This window comes from Streptomyces sp. PTL18 (assembly GCF_059510295.1).
On record NZ_JCAJZO010000001.1, the window covers coordinates 152253 to 168064 of the forward strand.

A 15812-nucleotide genomic window follows, 5' to 3' on the forward strand; every position below is an offset into this window, starting at 1 on the left:
CATTCGGAGCGGGTGTGAGGCCGCAGGGAGCGGGTGATGCGCTGTGGCACTGCCGAAACGGCGACTGCTGCGGTCCGTCGTGTCCTCCGCCACCGCCGCGCTGTGGGACGGCACACGCAAGCGGGTGCGCCGGTTCGAAGGGCGTCTCCACATCGCCGTACGCGGCCTGAGCCATGGCGACCTGCCCCACGCCCCGGCGGCCCGGCTGGCCGAGGAGGTGGAGCGGCGGCTCTCGGGGCTGCCCGGGGTGACCTGGGTCGTGGCGAACACCGTGCTGGGGCATGCCGTGGTCGGCACCGACGACTCCTTCGACGCCGAGCAACTGGTGCCGGCCCTGATCGAGGCCGTCGAGGAGGTGGAGGAGGCCCACGGACTCGAGCACCCGCTGCCCGACCACCCGGCCTCCGGCCGCACGGCCCGGCGGGCCGCCCTCGCCGTGGCCGTACAGGTGGCGGCCGCCCCCTTGGCCGCCGTGACGGGTCTGGCCCGCAGGGCGCCGATCCCCTCCTCGGTCGCGGCTCTCGTCCCGCTCGTCGACGTCCACCCGAGGCTGCGGGCGATGGTGGACCGGGCGATCGGCACCGACAACGCCAGTCTGCTGCTGGCCCTGCTGGCGGCAGCGGGCCATGCGGGGTCCGGAGGCGTGGTCGGGGCCGTCGTGGACACCGTCCGGCACACCCTGCGGATGCTGGAGGCGGACGAGGAAGCGGCCGCCTGGGCCGCGGCCGAGCCACGCCTGGCGGGCACTCCGGCGGCCGCGTCCCATGGCGCGCCGCCCGACCCACCGCCCCGCGGTACGCCGCTGCGTCCGGGGCCGGTCGAGCGCTACGCCGACCAGGCCGCCCTGGTGGCGGCGTCGTCGTTCGCGGGATCGCTGCTGGTCACCCGACGCCCGGACCGGGCCGCGGGCGGTGCGCTGGCGGCGATCCCCAAGGCACCGCTGCTCGCCCGCGAGGGCTTCGCCTGTGTCCTGGGCCGGGGCCTGGCCCGCAGGGGTGTCCTCGTGGCGGACCCCGGCGCCCTGCGCCGACTGGACCGTGTCGGCACCGTGCTCCTCGACACCGGAGTCCTGGCCACCGGGTCCCACGTACTGGCCGACCTGGTGCCCCTCGACGACGACGCACCAGTGGGTGATCTGGCCGCGCGGGCCCATCGGCTCTTCGACGGCTCGGCGCCGGAGAAGCCGTCCCGGGACGGCGAATGGGCCCTGGGCCCGGTGGAACGGCTGTCCCTGGAGGGGCGCACCGGGGCGCGGGAGCAGGAGCGGCTGCACCGCGACGGCGCGCGGCTCGTGCTGGGGCTGGCGCGCGGGCGGCGGTTGCTCGCCGTGATCAGCGCGGTGCCGCAGATGCACGAGGTCGCCGGCGCCTTCGTGCCCGCCGCGCACGCCGCCAGGCTGCGCGTCGTGGTCGCCGGGGCGCACGTCGCCGACCCGGCCGTACGCGAGGCGGACGCGCTGCGCGAAGCGGACGAAGAACTGGTGGACTGCGTACGGGACCTCCAGCGGGACGGCGAAGGGGTGCTGCTGATCTCACGGAACCGGGCGGCGCTGAGCGCGGCGGATGTCGGGGTCGGTGTCGCCGGCCCGGACGGAGCGCCACCATGGGGCGCGGATCTCTACGTGGAGACGGATCCGGCGCCGGCCGTCCTCATCGTGCGGGCCTGCCGTGGTGCCCGCGACAGTGCGCGTCGCGGGGTCCGGATCGCCGAGGCGGCCGCCGCGGTCGGTGCGACGGCGGCGCTGGCCGGCAGGTCGGGGCGGCCGGCGGCGCGCGGGGTGACGGCGTTCAACGCGGCGGGCGCCCTCGCCACCGGCACCGGCCTCTGGTCGGCCGTACGACTGCTGCGGCGTCCCCCACCGGTGACCGCCGCGTCCCGCGGCCCCTGGCACGCGATGGACCCGGCGACCGTGCTGGCGCGGACCGGGAGCGCGGAGGCCGGGTTGGCCGACGAGGAGGCGCGGACGCGGGGCACGGCACCCGGCGAGCGTGCCCCCACCTCGTCGCCCGCGCGGGCGTACCTGACCGAGATGGCCAACCCGCTCACGCCCGTCCTCGGTGCCGGGGCGGCCATGTCGGCGTCGGTGGGCGCCGTCCTCGACGCCGTCGTCATCGTGGCGGTCACCGCCGTGTCCGGGCTCGTCGGCGGGTTCCAGCGCTACCGGACCGACCGGGCGGTGGCCCGGCTGCGCCGTGAGTCGGCCGTGATGGCCCGGGTGCTGCGGGACGGGCGGGAGACCACCGTGCCGGCCCAGCGACTGGTCGTGGGTGATGTGGTCGTGCTGAGCGCCGGCGAAGTCGTACCCGCGGACGCGCGCCTGCTGGAGGCGCACCATCTGGAGACCGACGAGTCGGCGCTCACCGGTGAGTCGCTACCGGTGGCCAAGGCCGTGGCGCCGGTGCTGGCGTCGGACATCGCGGAGCGCTCGTCCATGGTCTACGAGGGCACCACGGTGGCGGCCGGCCGGTGCCGTGCGGTCGTCGTCGCGACGGGCACGGCGACGGAGGCGAGCCGGGCCGCGGTGGTGGGCCGGGGTGCGGCCGCGCCCGCCGTCGGGGTGGAGCGCAGACTGGCACGGATCACCCGCGGCACGCTGCCCGTGGCGCTCGGTTCGGCCGCCGCGGTGATGGCGGCCGGAACGCTGCGCGGGCGCTCGACGCGGGAGACGGTGGGCGCGGGTGTGGGACTGGCCGTGGCCAGCGTCCCGGAGGGCCTGCCGTTCCTGGTGTCCGCGGCCCAACTCGCCTCCGCCCGGAGGCTTTCCACGCAGGGCGCCCTGGTCCGGGATCCCCGTACGATCGAGGCGGCCGGCCGTACCGACGTCCTGTGCTTCGACAAGACCGGAACCCTCACCTACGGACGGATCTCCCTCGTCGCCGTCGCGGCGGACGGCGAGAGCCGGCCCCTGGAATCGCTCGGCGACGAGCAACGCGCCGTGCTCGCCGCCGCGTTGCGGGCCACCCCGCTCCCCCACGGCGGCGCGGGGTTCGAGCACGCCACGGACGGGGCCGTCACGGCCGGCGCGGAGGAGGCGGGGGTGCACCGGACGACGCACGCCCCCGGCTGGCGGCGCCTGTCCAGCCTGCCGTTCGAGCCGAGCCGCGGCTTCCACGCCACGGTGGGCCGGGCGGGGGAACACCGGATCCTGTCGATGAAGGGCGCGCCGGAGGAGGTCGTCGAGCGCTGCGCCACCCGTGGCGGCCGGCCGCTCGACGGGCGGGAGCGCGCGGACGTGCTCGCCGCCGGCGAGAGACTGGCGGCCGAGGGCCATCGCATCCTGGCGGTCGCGGAGGTGCGGGACACGGCCGACGAAGAGCTCACGGACGGGGCGGTGCGGGGGCTGGACTTCGTCGGGTTCCTCGCCTTCGCCGACCGCGTGCGCGGCACCGCCGCCGAGGCGGTACGGCACCTGGTGGACGCCGGGGTGCACATCGTGATGATCACCGGGGACCACCCGGGCACGGCCGGCGCGATGGCCGCCGAACTCGGCGTCCTGGACGGCAGGCGGGTGGTGACCGGCACCGAACTCGACGACCTGGACGACCGGGCGCTGGACGACCTGCTGCCGGGTGTCGGGGTCGTCGCGCGGGGGACCCCCGTGCACAAGGTGCGCGTGGTACAGGCGTTCCAGCGGCTGGGACGCACCGTCGCGATGACCGGGGACGGGGCGAACGACGCGCCCGCGATCCGGCTCGCGGACGTCGGCATCGCGTTCGGGACGCGCGCCACGCCGGCGGCACGCGCGGCGGCCGACCTCGTCGTCACGGACGACCGGCTGGAGACGGTGCTCGCCGCGCTGGTGGAGGGACGCGCCATGTGGGCGTCCGTGCGGCAGGCACTGGCGATCCTGGTCGGCGGCAACCTGGGAGAGATCGCCTTCACCCTCCTGGGTGCGGCCGCCACCGGGACCTCGCCGCTGACGGCTCGCCAACTGCTGCTGGTGAACCTGTTCACCGACCTCGCCCCGGCCATGGCGGTCGCCCTGCGACCGCCCCGCCCCGAAGCAGCCGAGCGGATGCTGCACGAGGGACCCGAGGTCTCGTTGGGGACGGCCCTGACCGAGGAGACCGTGTGCCGGGCCGTCGCCACCGCCCTGGGCGCCACGGCCGCCTGGATCGTCGCGCGGTTCACCGGCCGCGCCGTGCGCGCCCGTACGGTCGCCCTGGTCGCGCTGGTGGGCACGCAGCTCGGGCAGACACTGCTCGCGGGGGGACGGAGCCGGGCGATCGTCGGCTCCTCTCTCGGCTCGCTTGCGGCGCTTGCGGCGGTGGTGCAGACACCGGTGCTCAGCCAGTTCTTCGGCTGCACGCCGCTTGGCCCGCTCGCCTGGGGGATCGCGCTGTCCACCGCGGCGGCGGCGACGGTGAGTTCGCTGTTCCTGCCGCCGCTGATCGGCCGGTTCCGGACCGAGGTCCCCCTGCCGTGGCCGACCGACGCGAAGGCGTGGGCGGTGGCCGACGCCAGCGCGTAGACGCCGGCCGACAGAACGCCTTCCGGAGCGTCAAAACGCTTTCATGAACGGCAAGATGAAAATCACACGGACGTTTCCGGCATTTCGCGGCTCAATCTTCACGCGAGGCACACAAGTTGGCTAGGTTGTCCGACAGGCCGCACGACTCCCTCCGGCGAACCCCGCCGGGTCGCACGGCCTCCGCCGAGGGGCACGGGCCGCAGGGCTCGCCTTCCGGAGCCTCCAGCCCGAACCCTCCCGCAGAGCCCGAACGGCCCGGGGGCGCCCCACGGCCGACCGGCAGGCGGAGCACGGAAGGAGTACGTCCCCATGGCGCATCGCGACTCCGAGGGGCCGAGCCGCGACGAGGTCCAGCAGCGGATCCACAGCCTCTACGACCGGGCCGAGACCGCCACCGGGAACTTCAACGCGACCCGCGCGATGTCCACGGGGACCCGCAGGCGCACCGACCCCCTTCTCGGCAGGCAGCGCAGGCGCGACGATCCCGCGCTCGACGACGTCGCCCGGGAGTGGTTCAGCGCGGCGCGCGCGAAGCTGGGTCCGACCGTTCCGGCGGTGCTGCCCGCGGACAGGGCGCCGAACGGGGCGGCCGGGGACCGGTCCGTGATCCCGGCGAGACGACCTGGGAACGAACTGCCCGGACTCGAGCGGGCGAGCCGGGACCGGGCGCTCCGCGAGCTCACCGCCGGGCCGGCTTCCGGATCGGACCGGACGGTCCGGGAGTTGACCGCCGGGCCGGTGGCGGAGCTGACGGCGGGTCCGACGGCCGCGTTGCCTGCCGCGCCGCCGCGGTCCCTGCCGGAGGCTCCCGCCGAGCCGGTGCGGTCCAGGCCGACGACCGCCAAGGAGCGGAGCCGGCACAAGCTCGCCGCGGCCCGGGAGATGCTGGACCGGCATGCGGCGCAGCAGGGCCCGACCGGCGACACCTGGGGCACGCCGATGGTGTCCGGCGAGAGCGGGGAGGTGTGGCAGCGCGGGCAGACGGCCGGCGTCGCCGCGGACCTGCCGGGCATGTCCCCGGCCGCCGACCTCGCCGTCACCGCCGCCCCTTCTGCCGCCGACCTCGCCGTCACCGCCGCCCCTTCTGCCGCGGCCGCGGCATCCGTCGCGCCTGCCCCGGACGCCTGGGCCGGGCTCACCACAGCAGCGCTGCCGGCCGTCGCGCCCGGCCCGGCCGACTCGACCGGGTTCGACATGCCGGCGCCCCCGGCGACCGAGCCCATCGCGGCTGCCTCCTCGGCATTCGTCGGGGCAGCACCGCCGGCGACCGCGCCCGCCCGGAACGCCATGCCGCTCGCCGCACCGGCCGTGCCCGCCGCCACGGCCCCCCTCCCCGCCACGACCGCTCTCGGCACCCCGGCGCCCCTCGCCCCCGCTCCCCCGGTCACCGATCCCTTCGCCGGTGGGCCGGACGCGGGATACGGCACCAAGGCCGCGAAGGCGGTGGCGTTCGCCCGGGCGCAGATCGGCAAGCCGTGCCTGTGGGGCGCGACCGGGCCCGACTCCTACGACGCCGCCGGCCTGACACAGGCCGCGTGGAAGGTCGCCGGGGTCGTCCTGCCCCGCTCGGCACCCGATCAGGCGGCCATGGGCACGCCGGTCCCCCTCACCGGTGTCCAGCCCGGGGACCTGGTCCTCTTCCAGGACGGCGCCGGCCATGTGGGCATCTGCACCGGCAACGGCATGATGATCCACGCACCCGGCCCGGGAGCGTACATCCGCGAGGAGTCCCTGCACTACGCCGGTCAGTCGGCGATCCACGGGGCGGTGCGGCCCGCCTGAGCCGGGGCACCCCGGCCTCGGCGTGCCCGGCGTTGCCGCCACGGTGTCCCGTAGTGGTCCAGCAGCCTCTCCTCGATCGGGGGGCGGTGCCGCCCGGCTCGCGCACGCTCCTGCCCTTGTCCGCGCGGAAGCGGATGCCGAGGCGCTTGCGGAGGTGGCTCTGGTCGGTCGAACGCCCGGCCCAGGACGCGTACCGGCCGGCGCGGGAGCGCGGTCGGGGCAGGCGCAGGTCGCGGGGGTACCGGCGGAGGAATGCGTGCCATCTCGCGGAGGGACGTCATCGTATTCGGCGGCGACGTACCGGCCCCTCGGGCTGCTCCGCCGCGGCGATGTGCCGGTCGGCCACGTCGCGGACGCCGGCCGTGCTGGAGGAGCCCTGCCTGAGCCGGTCCGCCTCGAACGGTGCAGGCCGGCCGGGGAACTCCACCTGGAGCCGGCGCGGCGGCAGCACCTCGGCCGGGTGTGCGGCGCTGCGCTCCGTGGCGTGCATCTGGTGGTCCGCTCCAGCAGCCGTCGTACCGGACGGCTTGCGACACATCCGCTGCCGCCGGTCACCACGGCGGTCCTGGCCCCGTCCGCGCTCACGCTGTCACCCTTCGACGCCTGCCCCGACGTGTCCGACGGCGCAACGATGCGCCCGGGCCGCCGCGCCTTCAGACCCCGCGCCGACGTGCGGCGAGCCACTCGGCGTAGGAGCGTTGGGGGTGTGCGAAGCGTGCGTGCCGCGCCGGGGCGCCAGGAGGCGGACGGCCGGAGCTGGCTGCGCGGGGCGCCGCCCCCGCGCTGGGTGCGCGTGCTTCCGCTGTTGCTGCTGGTGATCGTGTGCATCGCCACGCTGGTCAGCCCCAAGCCCCTGGACATCGGTTTCCTGCTCGGCGCCATTCCGCCGCTCGCCGTGCTGTCGTACGGGCCGTTGACGACCGCGGTGCTCGGCGTCCTGGTCATCACCCTGCAGCACGTCCGGGTCTTCCACCTGGACCATCCCGGCAACGCCGACCTGCTCACCATCAGCTTCGTGGCGCTGCTGAGCGTGTTCGTGTCGTATGTGCGCAGCCGTCGGGACGCCCAGCTCAACCTCGAGCGCACCGTCGCCGAGGCCGCCCAGCACGCCCTCGCGCCCCCGCTGCCGCCGCGGGTCGGACCGGTCCGCTGCACCGGGCTGTACCGGGCGGCGCAGCGCGGCACCCTCGTCGGCGGCGACTTCTACGACGTGCGCGCGGGCCGAGGGGGGATACGGGCGGTGATGGGAGATGTGCAGGGCCACGGACTGGCGGCCGTCGCCACGGTCTCCGCACTGCTCGGTGCGTTCCGGGAGGCCGTGCTCGACCAGCCCGACCTGCCCTCGGTCGCCGCGTGCCTCGACCGCAGGCTCCTGGTGGACTCGGGGGACGCACGGCTCGGGGAGCTGTTCGCGACGGCCGTGCTGCTCGAGTTCACCCCCGACGCCCGTACGGTACGGATCATCGTCTGCGGCAGTCCGGCGCCGCTTCTGCTCCAGGACGGCAAGGCCACCGAGGTACAGGTCACCCCGGGAACGCCGCTCGGGCTGGGCCTGCCCCAGGGAGGGGCATACGACCAGATCACCTGCCCGCTGCAGCGGGGGGACCGGCTGTTCCTGGCCTCCGACGGCATCTGGGAGGCCAGGGATGCCACCGGCTCGTTCTATCCGCTGATCGACCGGCTTCCGCTCCTCGCGGACGACGACCCGGTGGTCATGACCGAGCGCGTGTGGGCCGATCTCGTGGCACACTGCCGCACCGCTCGCGACGATGTGACGATGCTTCTGCTGACCCCGGAACCGGCCTCATAAAGCATGCTTATGACGTCATAGAGCGGACCCGCGTACCAACTTAGGATTGCCTTAGCTTAGGGTTCCCGACGAGCCGTCCGTCCCCGCTCGAAGGGAACCTGATCATGCCCCGCCCCCTGCGGGTGGCCATCGTCGGAGCCGGTCCCGCCGGTATCTACGCGGCCGACGCCCTGCTGAAGTCCGCGGTCGCCGCCGAACCCGGTGTGTCCATCGACCTCTTCGAGCGGATGCCCGCCCCGTTCGGCCTCATCCGCTACGGCGTCGCCCCGGACCACCCGCGCATCAAGGGCATCGTCACGGCCCTGCACCAAGTGCTCGACAAGCCGCAGATCCGTCTGTTCGGCAATGTCGCCTACCCGTCCGACATCAGCCTGGACGACCTGCGCGCCTTCTACGACGCCGCGATCTTCTCCACCGGCGCCATGGCCGACCGGCCCCTGGACATACCCGGCGTCGACCTCGACGGCTCCTACGGAGCGGCGGACTTCGTCTCCTGGTACGACGGGCACCCGGACGTGCCGCGGACCTGGCCGCTGACGGCGCAGAAGGTCGCCGTCCTCGGCGTCGGCAACGTCGCACTGGACGTGGCCCGCGTCCTGGCCAAGGCGGCGGACGAGCTGCTGCCCACCGAGATCCCGCCGAACGTCCACGACGGCCTGAAGGCCAACCGGGCCCGGGAGATCCACGTCTTCGGCCGCCGCGGCCCGGCCCAGGCCAAGTTCAGCCCGATGGAGCTGCGGGAGCTGGACCACTCCCGCTCCATCGAGGTCGTCGTCGACCCCGAGGACATCGACTACGACGAGGGGTCGATCGCGACCCGGCGCCGCAACAAGCAGGCCGACATGGTCGCCAAGACGCTGGAGAACTGGGCCATCCGGGACGTCGGCGACCGGCCGCACAAGCTGTTCCTGCACTTCTTCGAGTCCCCGGCCGAGATCCTCGGCGAGGACGGCAGGGTGGTCGGCCTGCGCACCGAGCGCACCGCCCTGGACGGCACCGGCAACGTCAAGGGCACGGGCACGTTCCGGGACTGGGACGTCACCGCCGTCTACCGCGCCGTCGGGTACCTGTCCGAACCCCTGCCCAAGCTGCCCTGGGACGTCGAGTCGGGCACGGTGCCGGACGAGGGCGGCCGGGTCGTCGAGGACAGCGGCGCCCCTCTGCAGTCCACCTACGTGACCGGCTGGATCCGCCGCGGCCCCGTGGGCCTCATCGGTCACACCAAGGGCGACGCCAACGAAACGGTGGCCAACCTGCTGGACGACCACGCGAACGGGCGCCTCCACACACCTGCCTCACCCGCGCCCGAGGCCGTGGACAGGTTCCTCACCGAGCGGAACGTCCGTTTCACCACCTGGGAGGGCTGGTACCGCCTGGACGCCGCGGAGAAGGCGCTCGGCGCACCCCAGGGCCGGGAACGCGTGAAGATCGTCGAGCGGGAGGACATGCTCCGCGAGAGCGGCGCGTAGACGGACGGATCGGCAGCCACCGGCGACCCGGCATCGGCCGGAGCAGTCCCGCGCGACAGGCGGGCGCGCTCGTACCAGGGTGGAGGGCATGATCGAGGCCCATTCCCTCACCAAGCGTTTCGGCGAGCGCACCGCCGTCGACGCTCTGAGCTTCACCGTACGGCCCGGCATCGTGACCGGGTTCCTCGGCCCGAACGGCGCCGGCAAGTCCACGACCATGCGGATGCTGCTGGGGCTGGACGCACCCACCTCAGGCCGGGCCGTGGTCAACGGGCGGAACTACGCCGACCACCGGGCGCCCCTGCACGAGGTCGGGGCGATGCTGGAGGCGCGCTCGGTGCACACCGGGCGCAGCGCCTACCACCACCTGCTGGCGCTCGCCGCGACCCACGGGATCTCCCGGCGCCGGGTCGAGGAAGTGATCGACCTGGTCGGGCTGCGGGCCGTGGCGAGGACACGGGCCGGCAGCTTCTCCCTCGGCATGGGCCAGCGGCTGGGCATCGCCGGAGCGCTGCTCGGGGACCCGGCGACGGTGATCCTCGACGAGCCCGTCAACGGCCTCGACCCGGAGGGGATCCGGTGGATCCGCGATCTGCTCAAGGGGCTGGCCGCCGAGGGGCGTACGGTCCTCGTCTCCTCGCATCTGATGTCGGAGATGGCGCTCACGGCCGAGCATCTGATCGTGATCGGGCGGGGGCGGCTGATCGCGGACACGTCGGCCGCGGAGTTCGTCGCGCGGGCCGCCGGTGAGGTGGTGCGGGTCCGCACCGGGGAGGCGGAGAGGCTGCGCGGCCTGCTGGCCGGCCCCGACGTGTCCGTCACGGCCGAGGAGCCGGGGGTGCTGACGGTGACCGGTCTCGGCAGTGACCGGATCGGGCGGATCGCGGCCGAACACGGTGTCGCGCTCGCCGAACTCACGCCGCAGCAGGCCTCGTTGGAGGAGGCGTTCATGCAACTGACCCAGGACGCCGTGGAGTACCGGACACCGGCGGCGCATCTGGTCGGCACGGAAGGACGTGCGGCATGACGACGGTCTCGTTGGTTCCCGCCGCCGAGCGCGGTGAGGTCACCCAGCTACGGGTGATCCGCTCGGAGTGGATCAAGTTGCGGTCGCTGCGGTCCACCCTGTTCACGCTCCTCGCGGCCGTCGTCGCGATGGTCGGACTCGGCTGTGTGTTCAGCTACTTCACCGCTCACCGCTGGGACGATCTGCCGCCGCAGGAGCGGCTCGCCTTCGATCCGACGCTGGTCAGTCTCCGCGGCTTCTTCCTGGCCCAGCTGGCCGTCGGCGTGCTGGGGGTCCTGGTGGTGAGCGGCGAGTACGCGACGGGGATGATCCGGGCCTCGCTGACCGCCGTGCCGCGTCGCCTTCCGGTGCTGTGGGCGAAGGCCCTGGTGTACGCCGTGGTCGCGTGGGTGCTGATGACCGGGGCCGCGCTGGCCGCCTTCCTGCTGGGCCAGGCCGCGCTGTCCAGCCGCCGTCTGGAGACCTCGCTGGGCGCTCCCGGAGTGCTGCGCGCGGTTCTCGGGGCCGGTCTGTATCTGACGGTCGTGGGTGTCATCGGAGTGGCGCTCGGCGCCCTGATCCGCAACACGGCGGGCGGGATCGCCACCCTCTTCGGCGTCCTGCTGGTGCTTCCCGTGCTCGCCCAGGCGCTGCCCTCGTCCTGGCTCGACGTGATCAACCCGTATCTGCCGAGCACGGCGGGTCAGGGCCTCGTCCACGTCCAGCAGCAGCCGCACACCCTGGCGCCGTGGACCGGCTTCGCGGTGTTCTGCCTGTACGCGCTGGCGACGCTCGCCGGGGCTGCGGTGACGCTCCGGCGCCGGGACGCCTGACGCCGGACCGTCCCTCACCGGCTCCCTTCACGTGCGCGCAACGACGGCCTGCCGGAATCGGACCCAGCACCGACGTACGGCGGACCTGCCGCGGACCTTCGAGGACCCCGTGCAGATCCTCACCGGCCCGGCGACACGGCTCGGGCCCGTGCCGGGCCGGCGGCCGTCCGGCTGAACCGCGTCGTCGGCAGGGACGTCAGGCGGACATGAGTCCCCGCCCGAGCCAGTCCGAGGAGTCCCTGACTCCGGGCAGGGCGAAGAAGTAGCCGCCACCGGTCGGGGAGATGTAGTCCACGAGGGGCTCGTCGATCAGCCGGGTCTGGGTGGCCTCGAACTGGCGCTGGACGTCCTGCTGGTAGCAGCAGAAGGCGAGGCCCATGTCGAGGTTGCCGACGTTGTCGACGCCCCGGTCGTAGTTGTAACCGCGACGCAGGATGCGGGAGTTGTCGCTCTTCGCAGTGCGGGGGTTGGCGAGCCGTATGTGGGCGTCGAGCGGGATCGCCGTCCCCTGCGGGTCCTTGGCGTAGTTGGGGACATCGGTCTCCTGGGCGCCGTCCAGGGGGGCGCCGGTGTCCTTGCGGCGGCCGAACATCTTCTCCTGCTCGGTGAGCGAGACCCGGTCCCAGAACTCCACGAGCATCCGGATGATCCGGATGACCTGGTAGCTGCCGCCGGTCGCCCAGTCGGGCTCGCCCAGTCCCTTGTCGACCCAGACCAGACGGTTCATCTCCCGGGAGGAGGTGACGTCGGGGTTGGCTATGCCGTCCTTGAAACCGAGCAGGTTGCGCTGAGCGCCGCTGGGGCGGGGCGTGTTCTGGAAGCCGTCGATGCGCCACTTGATCTGCATGGCGCCACGGGTGTGCCGGGCGATGTCGCGGAGCGCGTGCAGGACGGTGTCCTGCCGGTTGGCGCAGATCTGCAGGGACAGGTCGCCGTGGCACTCGGCCGGCTGCAGGTTGTCGTTGGGGAACGTGCGCATGGGGGTGAGGCGGCGCGGCCTGGCCTTGGCGAGGCCGTAGCGGTCGTCGAACAGGGAGGCGCCGACGCCGACGGTGACGGTGAGCGCGTCGGTGGGGATCTCGGGACCGAGGATGCCGTTGTCGGAGGGCGGCGCGCCGACGCCGAGGTCCTCCGGGGCGCCGCCGGAGGTGAGGAACCGGGCGCGCCCGGTGATCGTCCGCAGCAGGTCGGTGAGGCCCTTGCGGTCCTCGGCGATGACGTTGAAGGAGACGAAGGCGGCGGCCGCCGGGGCGGGGGTGATGATGCCCGCCTGATGGGCGCCGTGGAAGGGGACCTTCGTGGCGTTCGCGTCGTCCGCCGCGTGCGCCTCGCCGGTGCCGGCCTGGCTGAGGGCGAGGCCGCCGCCGGCCAGGACCGCGCCCGCGGTCCCGGCGCCCAGGGCCGTCTTCACGAAGGAGCGGCGGCCGTGGCCGGCGGGGCACCCGCCCTGCGGGACGGGCGTTTCGGCGGACGGCATGGAGCGGTTCCCTTCGGTGTGTGCGGTCTCGGCTTCGGTGTGTGCGTTCGCGGCGGGCTGCTCGGCCATCAGGCGGACTTCCGGATCTCCAGCAGGTCCGGGACGGGGGCGAGGTCTTCCAGAAGCTGCCCGGTGGCTCCGTTCAGGCGGTCACGGGTTCTCTCGTCGAGCCGGTCCACGGGGGTCCAGGAGTCGCCGTGGTGGGCGGCGTCGAGCAGCTTCTGCACGCGCGCGATGTCCGCGTCCACGGTGGGCAGAAGGCGCGGGGCGCGGTCGGCCAGCAGCGGCTTGAGAACGGTGAGGAGTTCACGGGTGCCGGCCAGGTTGGCGTCCGCGGTGGCCAGTTCGGTGCCGCTGCCCTGGTCGGCGTGGCCGGTCAGCTCGAACTGAAGCGTGTTCTCCAGGATCTCGTGGGCGCGCAGCGGCAGGTCGCCCGGGTCGAAGGTCTGGCTGGGGAACGCCTTCCGCAGTCCCGCGGCGTCTTCGGCGAGCTGCTGGGCCGGAGCCTTCAGCCGGTCGGCGGACTGCCCGTGCCACAGCCCGTACTCGAGGCGGTGGAAGCCGCTGAAGTCCTTGTCGTCCACCCCGCCGGGCAGGCCGTCGGGGCGGCCGTTGATCTTCTGGTCGAAGTCCTCGAAGGTGCCGTAGGCGGCGCCGAGCGAGGAGTAGGTGCGGTGGGCGGTCAGCCAGTCGGTACGGGCGGCGTCGAGACGGCCGCCGGTGATGTCGTCGCTGAGCTTGCGGGTCTGGACGACGAGAGTGGCCAGACCCTGGTTCACATACGTCCTGTAGGCGGCGAGGGGCGCGGCGAGGTCCTTCTCCGAGACCGGGACGACGGCCCTGGCGCCCGCGCCGCCGCTCACGCGGACGGCCTCGGAGGTGACGGCCTCGCCCCCGGTGGGCACACAGCGCCAGGCGTAGCTGCCGCCCGCGACGGTGGCGACGAGGTCGCGGGTGGTGCCGGGGGCCAGGCCCTCGATCTCGCCGTAGACCGCGTGGCGGGCCGGGTCGATCAGGTACACCTCGGAGGTCTTGTCGCCGGTGTTGTGCATCCGGAAGGTCTGCCGACCGGGCTTGGGCCCGGTGAAGCCCTTGCCGCACTCGGTCTCGGAGACGGCCACGGTCTGGGCGCCGGCGGGCTTGGAGCCGCTCAGGGCGACGACCAGCCCGGCCACGACGGAGGGGACGGCGACGACGGCGACGGGGACCGCCCAGACGGCGCGCCGGGGGGCCCGGGCGGCGGACGGGGTCCGCGGTGCCCCGGCGGTGGGCTGCGGCCGCGCCTCGGCCGCCTCCGCCTCCTCCTTCGCCCTCACGTCTTCCTCCGCCCTCGGCGCGGACTTCGGCCGGGAGGCCGTGGCTCCGGCCCCCCGCACGCCGCGCACGAACAGCGTCATCACCACGGCGAGGTATCCGGCGTAGGCGACGGCCTGCAGCCACGTCATCGTGGGCGTCAGATTGAACACCCCCTGGATCAGGGTGCTGTACCAGGAGCCCGCGTCGACGCTGCCGCCGAGGTCGACGGCATAGGCGGTACCGCCGGGCAGGACCCCGCCCTCCTGCAGGTCGCGCAGACCGTAGCCGAGCACGCCGGCGGCGATCACGATGAGGACGGCGCCGGTCGCGGTGAAGAACCTGGTCAGGTTGATCTTCAGGACACGGCGGTACAGACCCCAGCACAGGCCCGCCGCGAGGACGAGTCCGATCCCGGCGCCCGCCATCGGGCCCGCGGACTCGCCGGCCGCACGTGCCGTGGTCCACAGGAACAGGGCGGTCTCCAGGCCCTCACGGCCCACCGCGAGGAACGAGGTGAGGATCAGCATGCCCGCGCCCATCGCGAGCGCGCCGGTGACCTTCTCCTTGATCTCGCCGGAGAGACTGCGGGCCGAGCGGCGCATCCAGAACACCATGGCGGTGACGAACGCGACGGCGATCACGCTGAGGGTGCCGCCGAACGCCTCCTGGGCCGTCGTGGACAGGGAGGCCGCGGTGAAGGTCAGGACCGCGCCGAAGCTCATGGCGAGGGCGATCGCGGCGAGGACGCCGGTCCACACCTGCGGCAGCCGGGACTTCGCACCTGCTCTGACAAGGGTCGCGACGAGGATGGAGACGATGAGTCCGCCTTCGAGCCCTTCCCTCAGTCCGATGAGAAAGCTCGGAAACGCGTCATCCCACATGCGGCCCTCCCCGGCACGCCCCCCGCCGCCGATCGCGCAGGTTAGCGAAGGCATACCTTACTAACGTCGAACCATCATGACGGCCGCCGCGTCATCGATTGACCATGAGAAGGTAATGGAACGGCAAAAGCACCGGCACGGCGAGGGATGTCGATTCATCCACGGTCCGCGGGATCGAGGTCAGGTCCGACACAGGCCACGTCGGCGCCGCGATCACCCGGGGCAATCCGGCCGACGGCCTGCCGGACGCGGCGGTGTCCGCAGGTCGGCGGCTCCGCTGGAAGGTGGCGTTCTCCCGGAATCAGGAACCGGACCGCGCGGCGCACATCACCCTCGCCCGGCGGTTCGCCGAGCTCGACGTCCAGGCCGGGCGCGGCAGCGCCTCACCGTCGGACTTCCCCGAGCGGGGCACCCACCGGAGACGGGGGCGGCGACAGCCGACGGGGACCCGCCCCGGACGCGGCGGGTCTCCGCACCACCTCGTCATCCACGGTCGGCCCGCGCGTAGTCCTGCGCCATGGGACCCGCGAAGTCCAGGACCACGACGGGCTCGTCGCCCTCGACCCACGCGTCGTGCCCGGCCGAGCACACGAAGACGTCGCCGGGTCCGACCTCCTCCTCGGCCCCGTCGTCCATGCGGATGCGCCGTCCGCCCGTCCACCCGGGACCGCCAGAGCGGGACCGGCGGGTAATCGCCGTTTCCGGCACGTCCGGCGGCAACCTGGGCTACATTCGAGCACCGCCGATGCCGCATCCATCGGCGACGGAGCAGGAAGGCTCGGGGGAC

Annotated in this window: 9 protein-coding genes and 1 pseudogene; 6 read left to right on the forward strand and 4 right to left on the reverse strand. The window is 73.9% G+C overall.

The features are described 5' to 3' along the window. The first annotated feature begins 43 nt into the window (after window positions 1-43). Window positions 44-4471 (forward strand): cation-translocating P-type ATPase, encoded by a 4428-nt coding sequence (locus tag AC5WS8_RS00790; RefSeq protein WP_496101270.1) that lies wholly within the window; start codon window positions 44-46, stop codon window positions 4469-4471. A 309-nt stretch (window positions 4472-4780) separates the two neighbouring features. Further along, window positions 4781-6253, forward strand: a complete 1473-nt coding sequence (locus tag AC5WS8_RS00795; protein WP_496101271.1) for a C40 family peptidase — start codon at window positions 4781-4783, stop codon at window positions 6251-6253. A 277-nt stretch (window positions 6254-6530) separates the two neighbouring features. Here the strand turns inward: AC5WS8_RS00795 and AC5WS8_RS00800 are convergent, their stop codons facing one another. Beyond that, window positions 6531-6743: a hypothetical protein gene (locus AC5WS8_RS00800; RefSeq protein WP_496101272.1), complete on the reverse strand. Its 213-nt coding sequence runs from the start codon at window positions 6741-6743 to the stop codon at window positions 6531-6533. A 216-nt stretch (window positions 6744-6959) separates the two neighbouring features. On the opposite strand from AC5WS8_RS00800, the gene AC5WS8_RS00805 reads away from it, so the two are divergent. The 4 genes from AC5WS8_RS00805 (at window position 6960) to AC5WS8_RS00820 (ending at window position 11371) form a co-directional block, all read left to right on the forward strand. Continuing rightward, window positions 6960-8063: a PP2C family protein-serine/threonine phosphatase gene (locus AC5WS8_RS00805; protein WP_496101273.1), complete on the forward strand. Its 1104-nt coding sequence runs from the start codon at window positions 6960-6962 to the stop codon at window positions 8061-8063. Between the two features lie 104 nt (window positions 8064-8167). Continuing rightward, window positions 8168-9532, forward strand: a complete 1365-nt coding sequence (locus AC5WS8_RS00810) for an FAD-dependent oxidoreductase (protein ID WP_496101274.1) — start codon at window positions 8168-8170, stop codon at window positions 9530-9532. Between the two features lie 88 nt (window positions 9533-9620). Then, a complete protein-coding gene (locus AC5WS8_RS00815) occupies window positions 9621-10559 on the forward strand; it encodes an ABC transporter ATP-binding protein (protein WP_496101275.1) in 939 nt (312 codons plus the stop codon). Further along, a complete protein-coding gene (locus tag AC5WS8_RS00820) occupies window positions 10556-11371 on the forward strand; it encodes an ABC transporter permease (protein WP_496101276.1) in 816 nt (271 codons plus the stop codon). Before AC5WS8_RS00815 ends, AC5WS8_RS00820 begins: the two co-directional genes overlap by 4 nt. 196 nt (window positions 11372-11567) lie before the next feature. Here the strand turns inward: AC5WS8_RS00820 and efeB are convergent, their stop codons facing one another. From efeB to AC5WS8_RS00835, 3 genes and pseudogenes are all read right to left on the reverse strand, one after another. Next, window positions 11568-12848 carry an iron uptake transporter deferrochelatase/peroxidase subunit gene (efeB, locus tag AC5WS8_RS00825; RefSeq protein ID WP_496101908.1) on the reverse strand — a complete coding sequence of 427 codons (1281 nt, stop codon included), beginning with the start codon at window positions 12846-12848 and terminating at the stop codon, window positions 11568-11570. A 68-nt stretch (window positions 12849-12916) separates the two neighbouring features. Beyond that, complete coding sequence (gene efeU / locus AC5WS8_RS00830) at window positions 12917-15025, reverse strand: iron uptake transporter permease EfeU (protein WP_496101277.1); 2109 nt, start codon at window positions 15023-15025, stop codon at window positions 12917-12919. A gap of 483 nt (window positions 15026-15508) precedes the next feature. Continuing rightward, window positions 15509-15679: pseudogene (locus AC5WS8_RS00835) on the reverse strand (cupin domain-containing protein); the annotation flags it as partial. Window positions 15680-15812: the final 133 nt, after the last annotated feature.

Excerpts from the sequence above, each read along its gene's own strand:
- AC5WS8_RS00795 (WP_496101271.1), top strand. The coding sequence starts at position 4,781 with ATGGCGCATCGCGACTCCGAGGGGCCGAGCCGCGACGAGGTCCAGCAG.
- AC5WS8_RS00800 (WP_496101272.1), bottom strand. The coding sequence starts at position 6,743 with ATGCACGCCACGGAGCGCAGCGCCGCACACCCGGCCGAGGTGCTGCCG.
- AC5WS8_RS00810 (WP_496101274.1), top strand. The coding sequence starts at position 8,168 with ATGCCCCGCCCCCTGCGGGTGGCCATCGTCGGAGCCGGTCCCGCCGGT.
- AC5WS8_RS00815 (WP_496101275.1), top strand. The coding sequence starts at position 9,621 with ATGATCGAGGCCCATTCCCTCACCAAGCGTTTCGGCGAGCGCACCGCC.
- AC5WS8_RS00820 (WP_496101276.1), top strand. The coding sequence starts at position 10,556 with ATGACGACGGTCTCGTTGGTTCCCGCCGCCGAGCGCGGTGAGGTCACC.
- efeB (WP_496101908.1), bottom strand. The coding sequence starts at position 12,848 with ATGCCGTCCGCCGAAACGCCCGTCCCGCAGGGCGGGTGCCCCGCCGGC.
- efeU (WP_496101277.1), bottom strand. The coding sequence starts at position 15,025 with ATGTGGGATGACGCGTTTCCGAGCTTTCTCATCGGACTGAGGGAAGGG.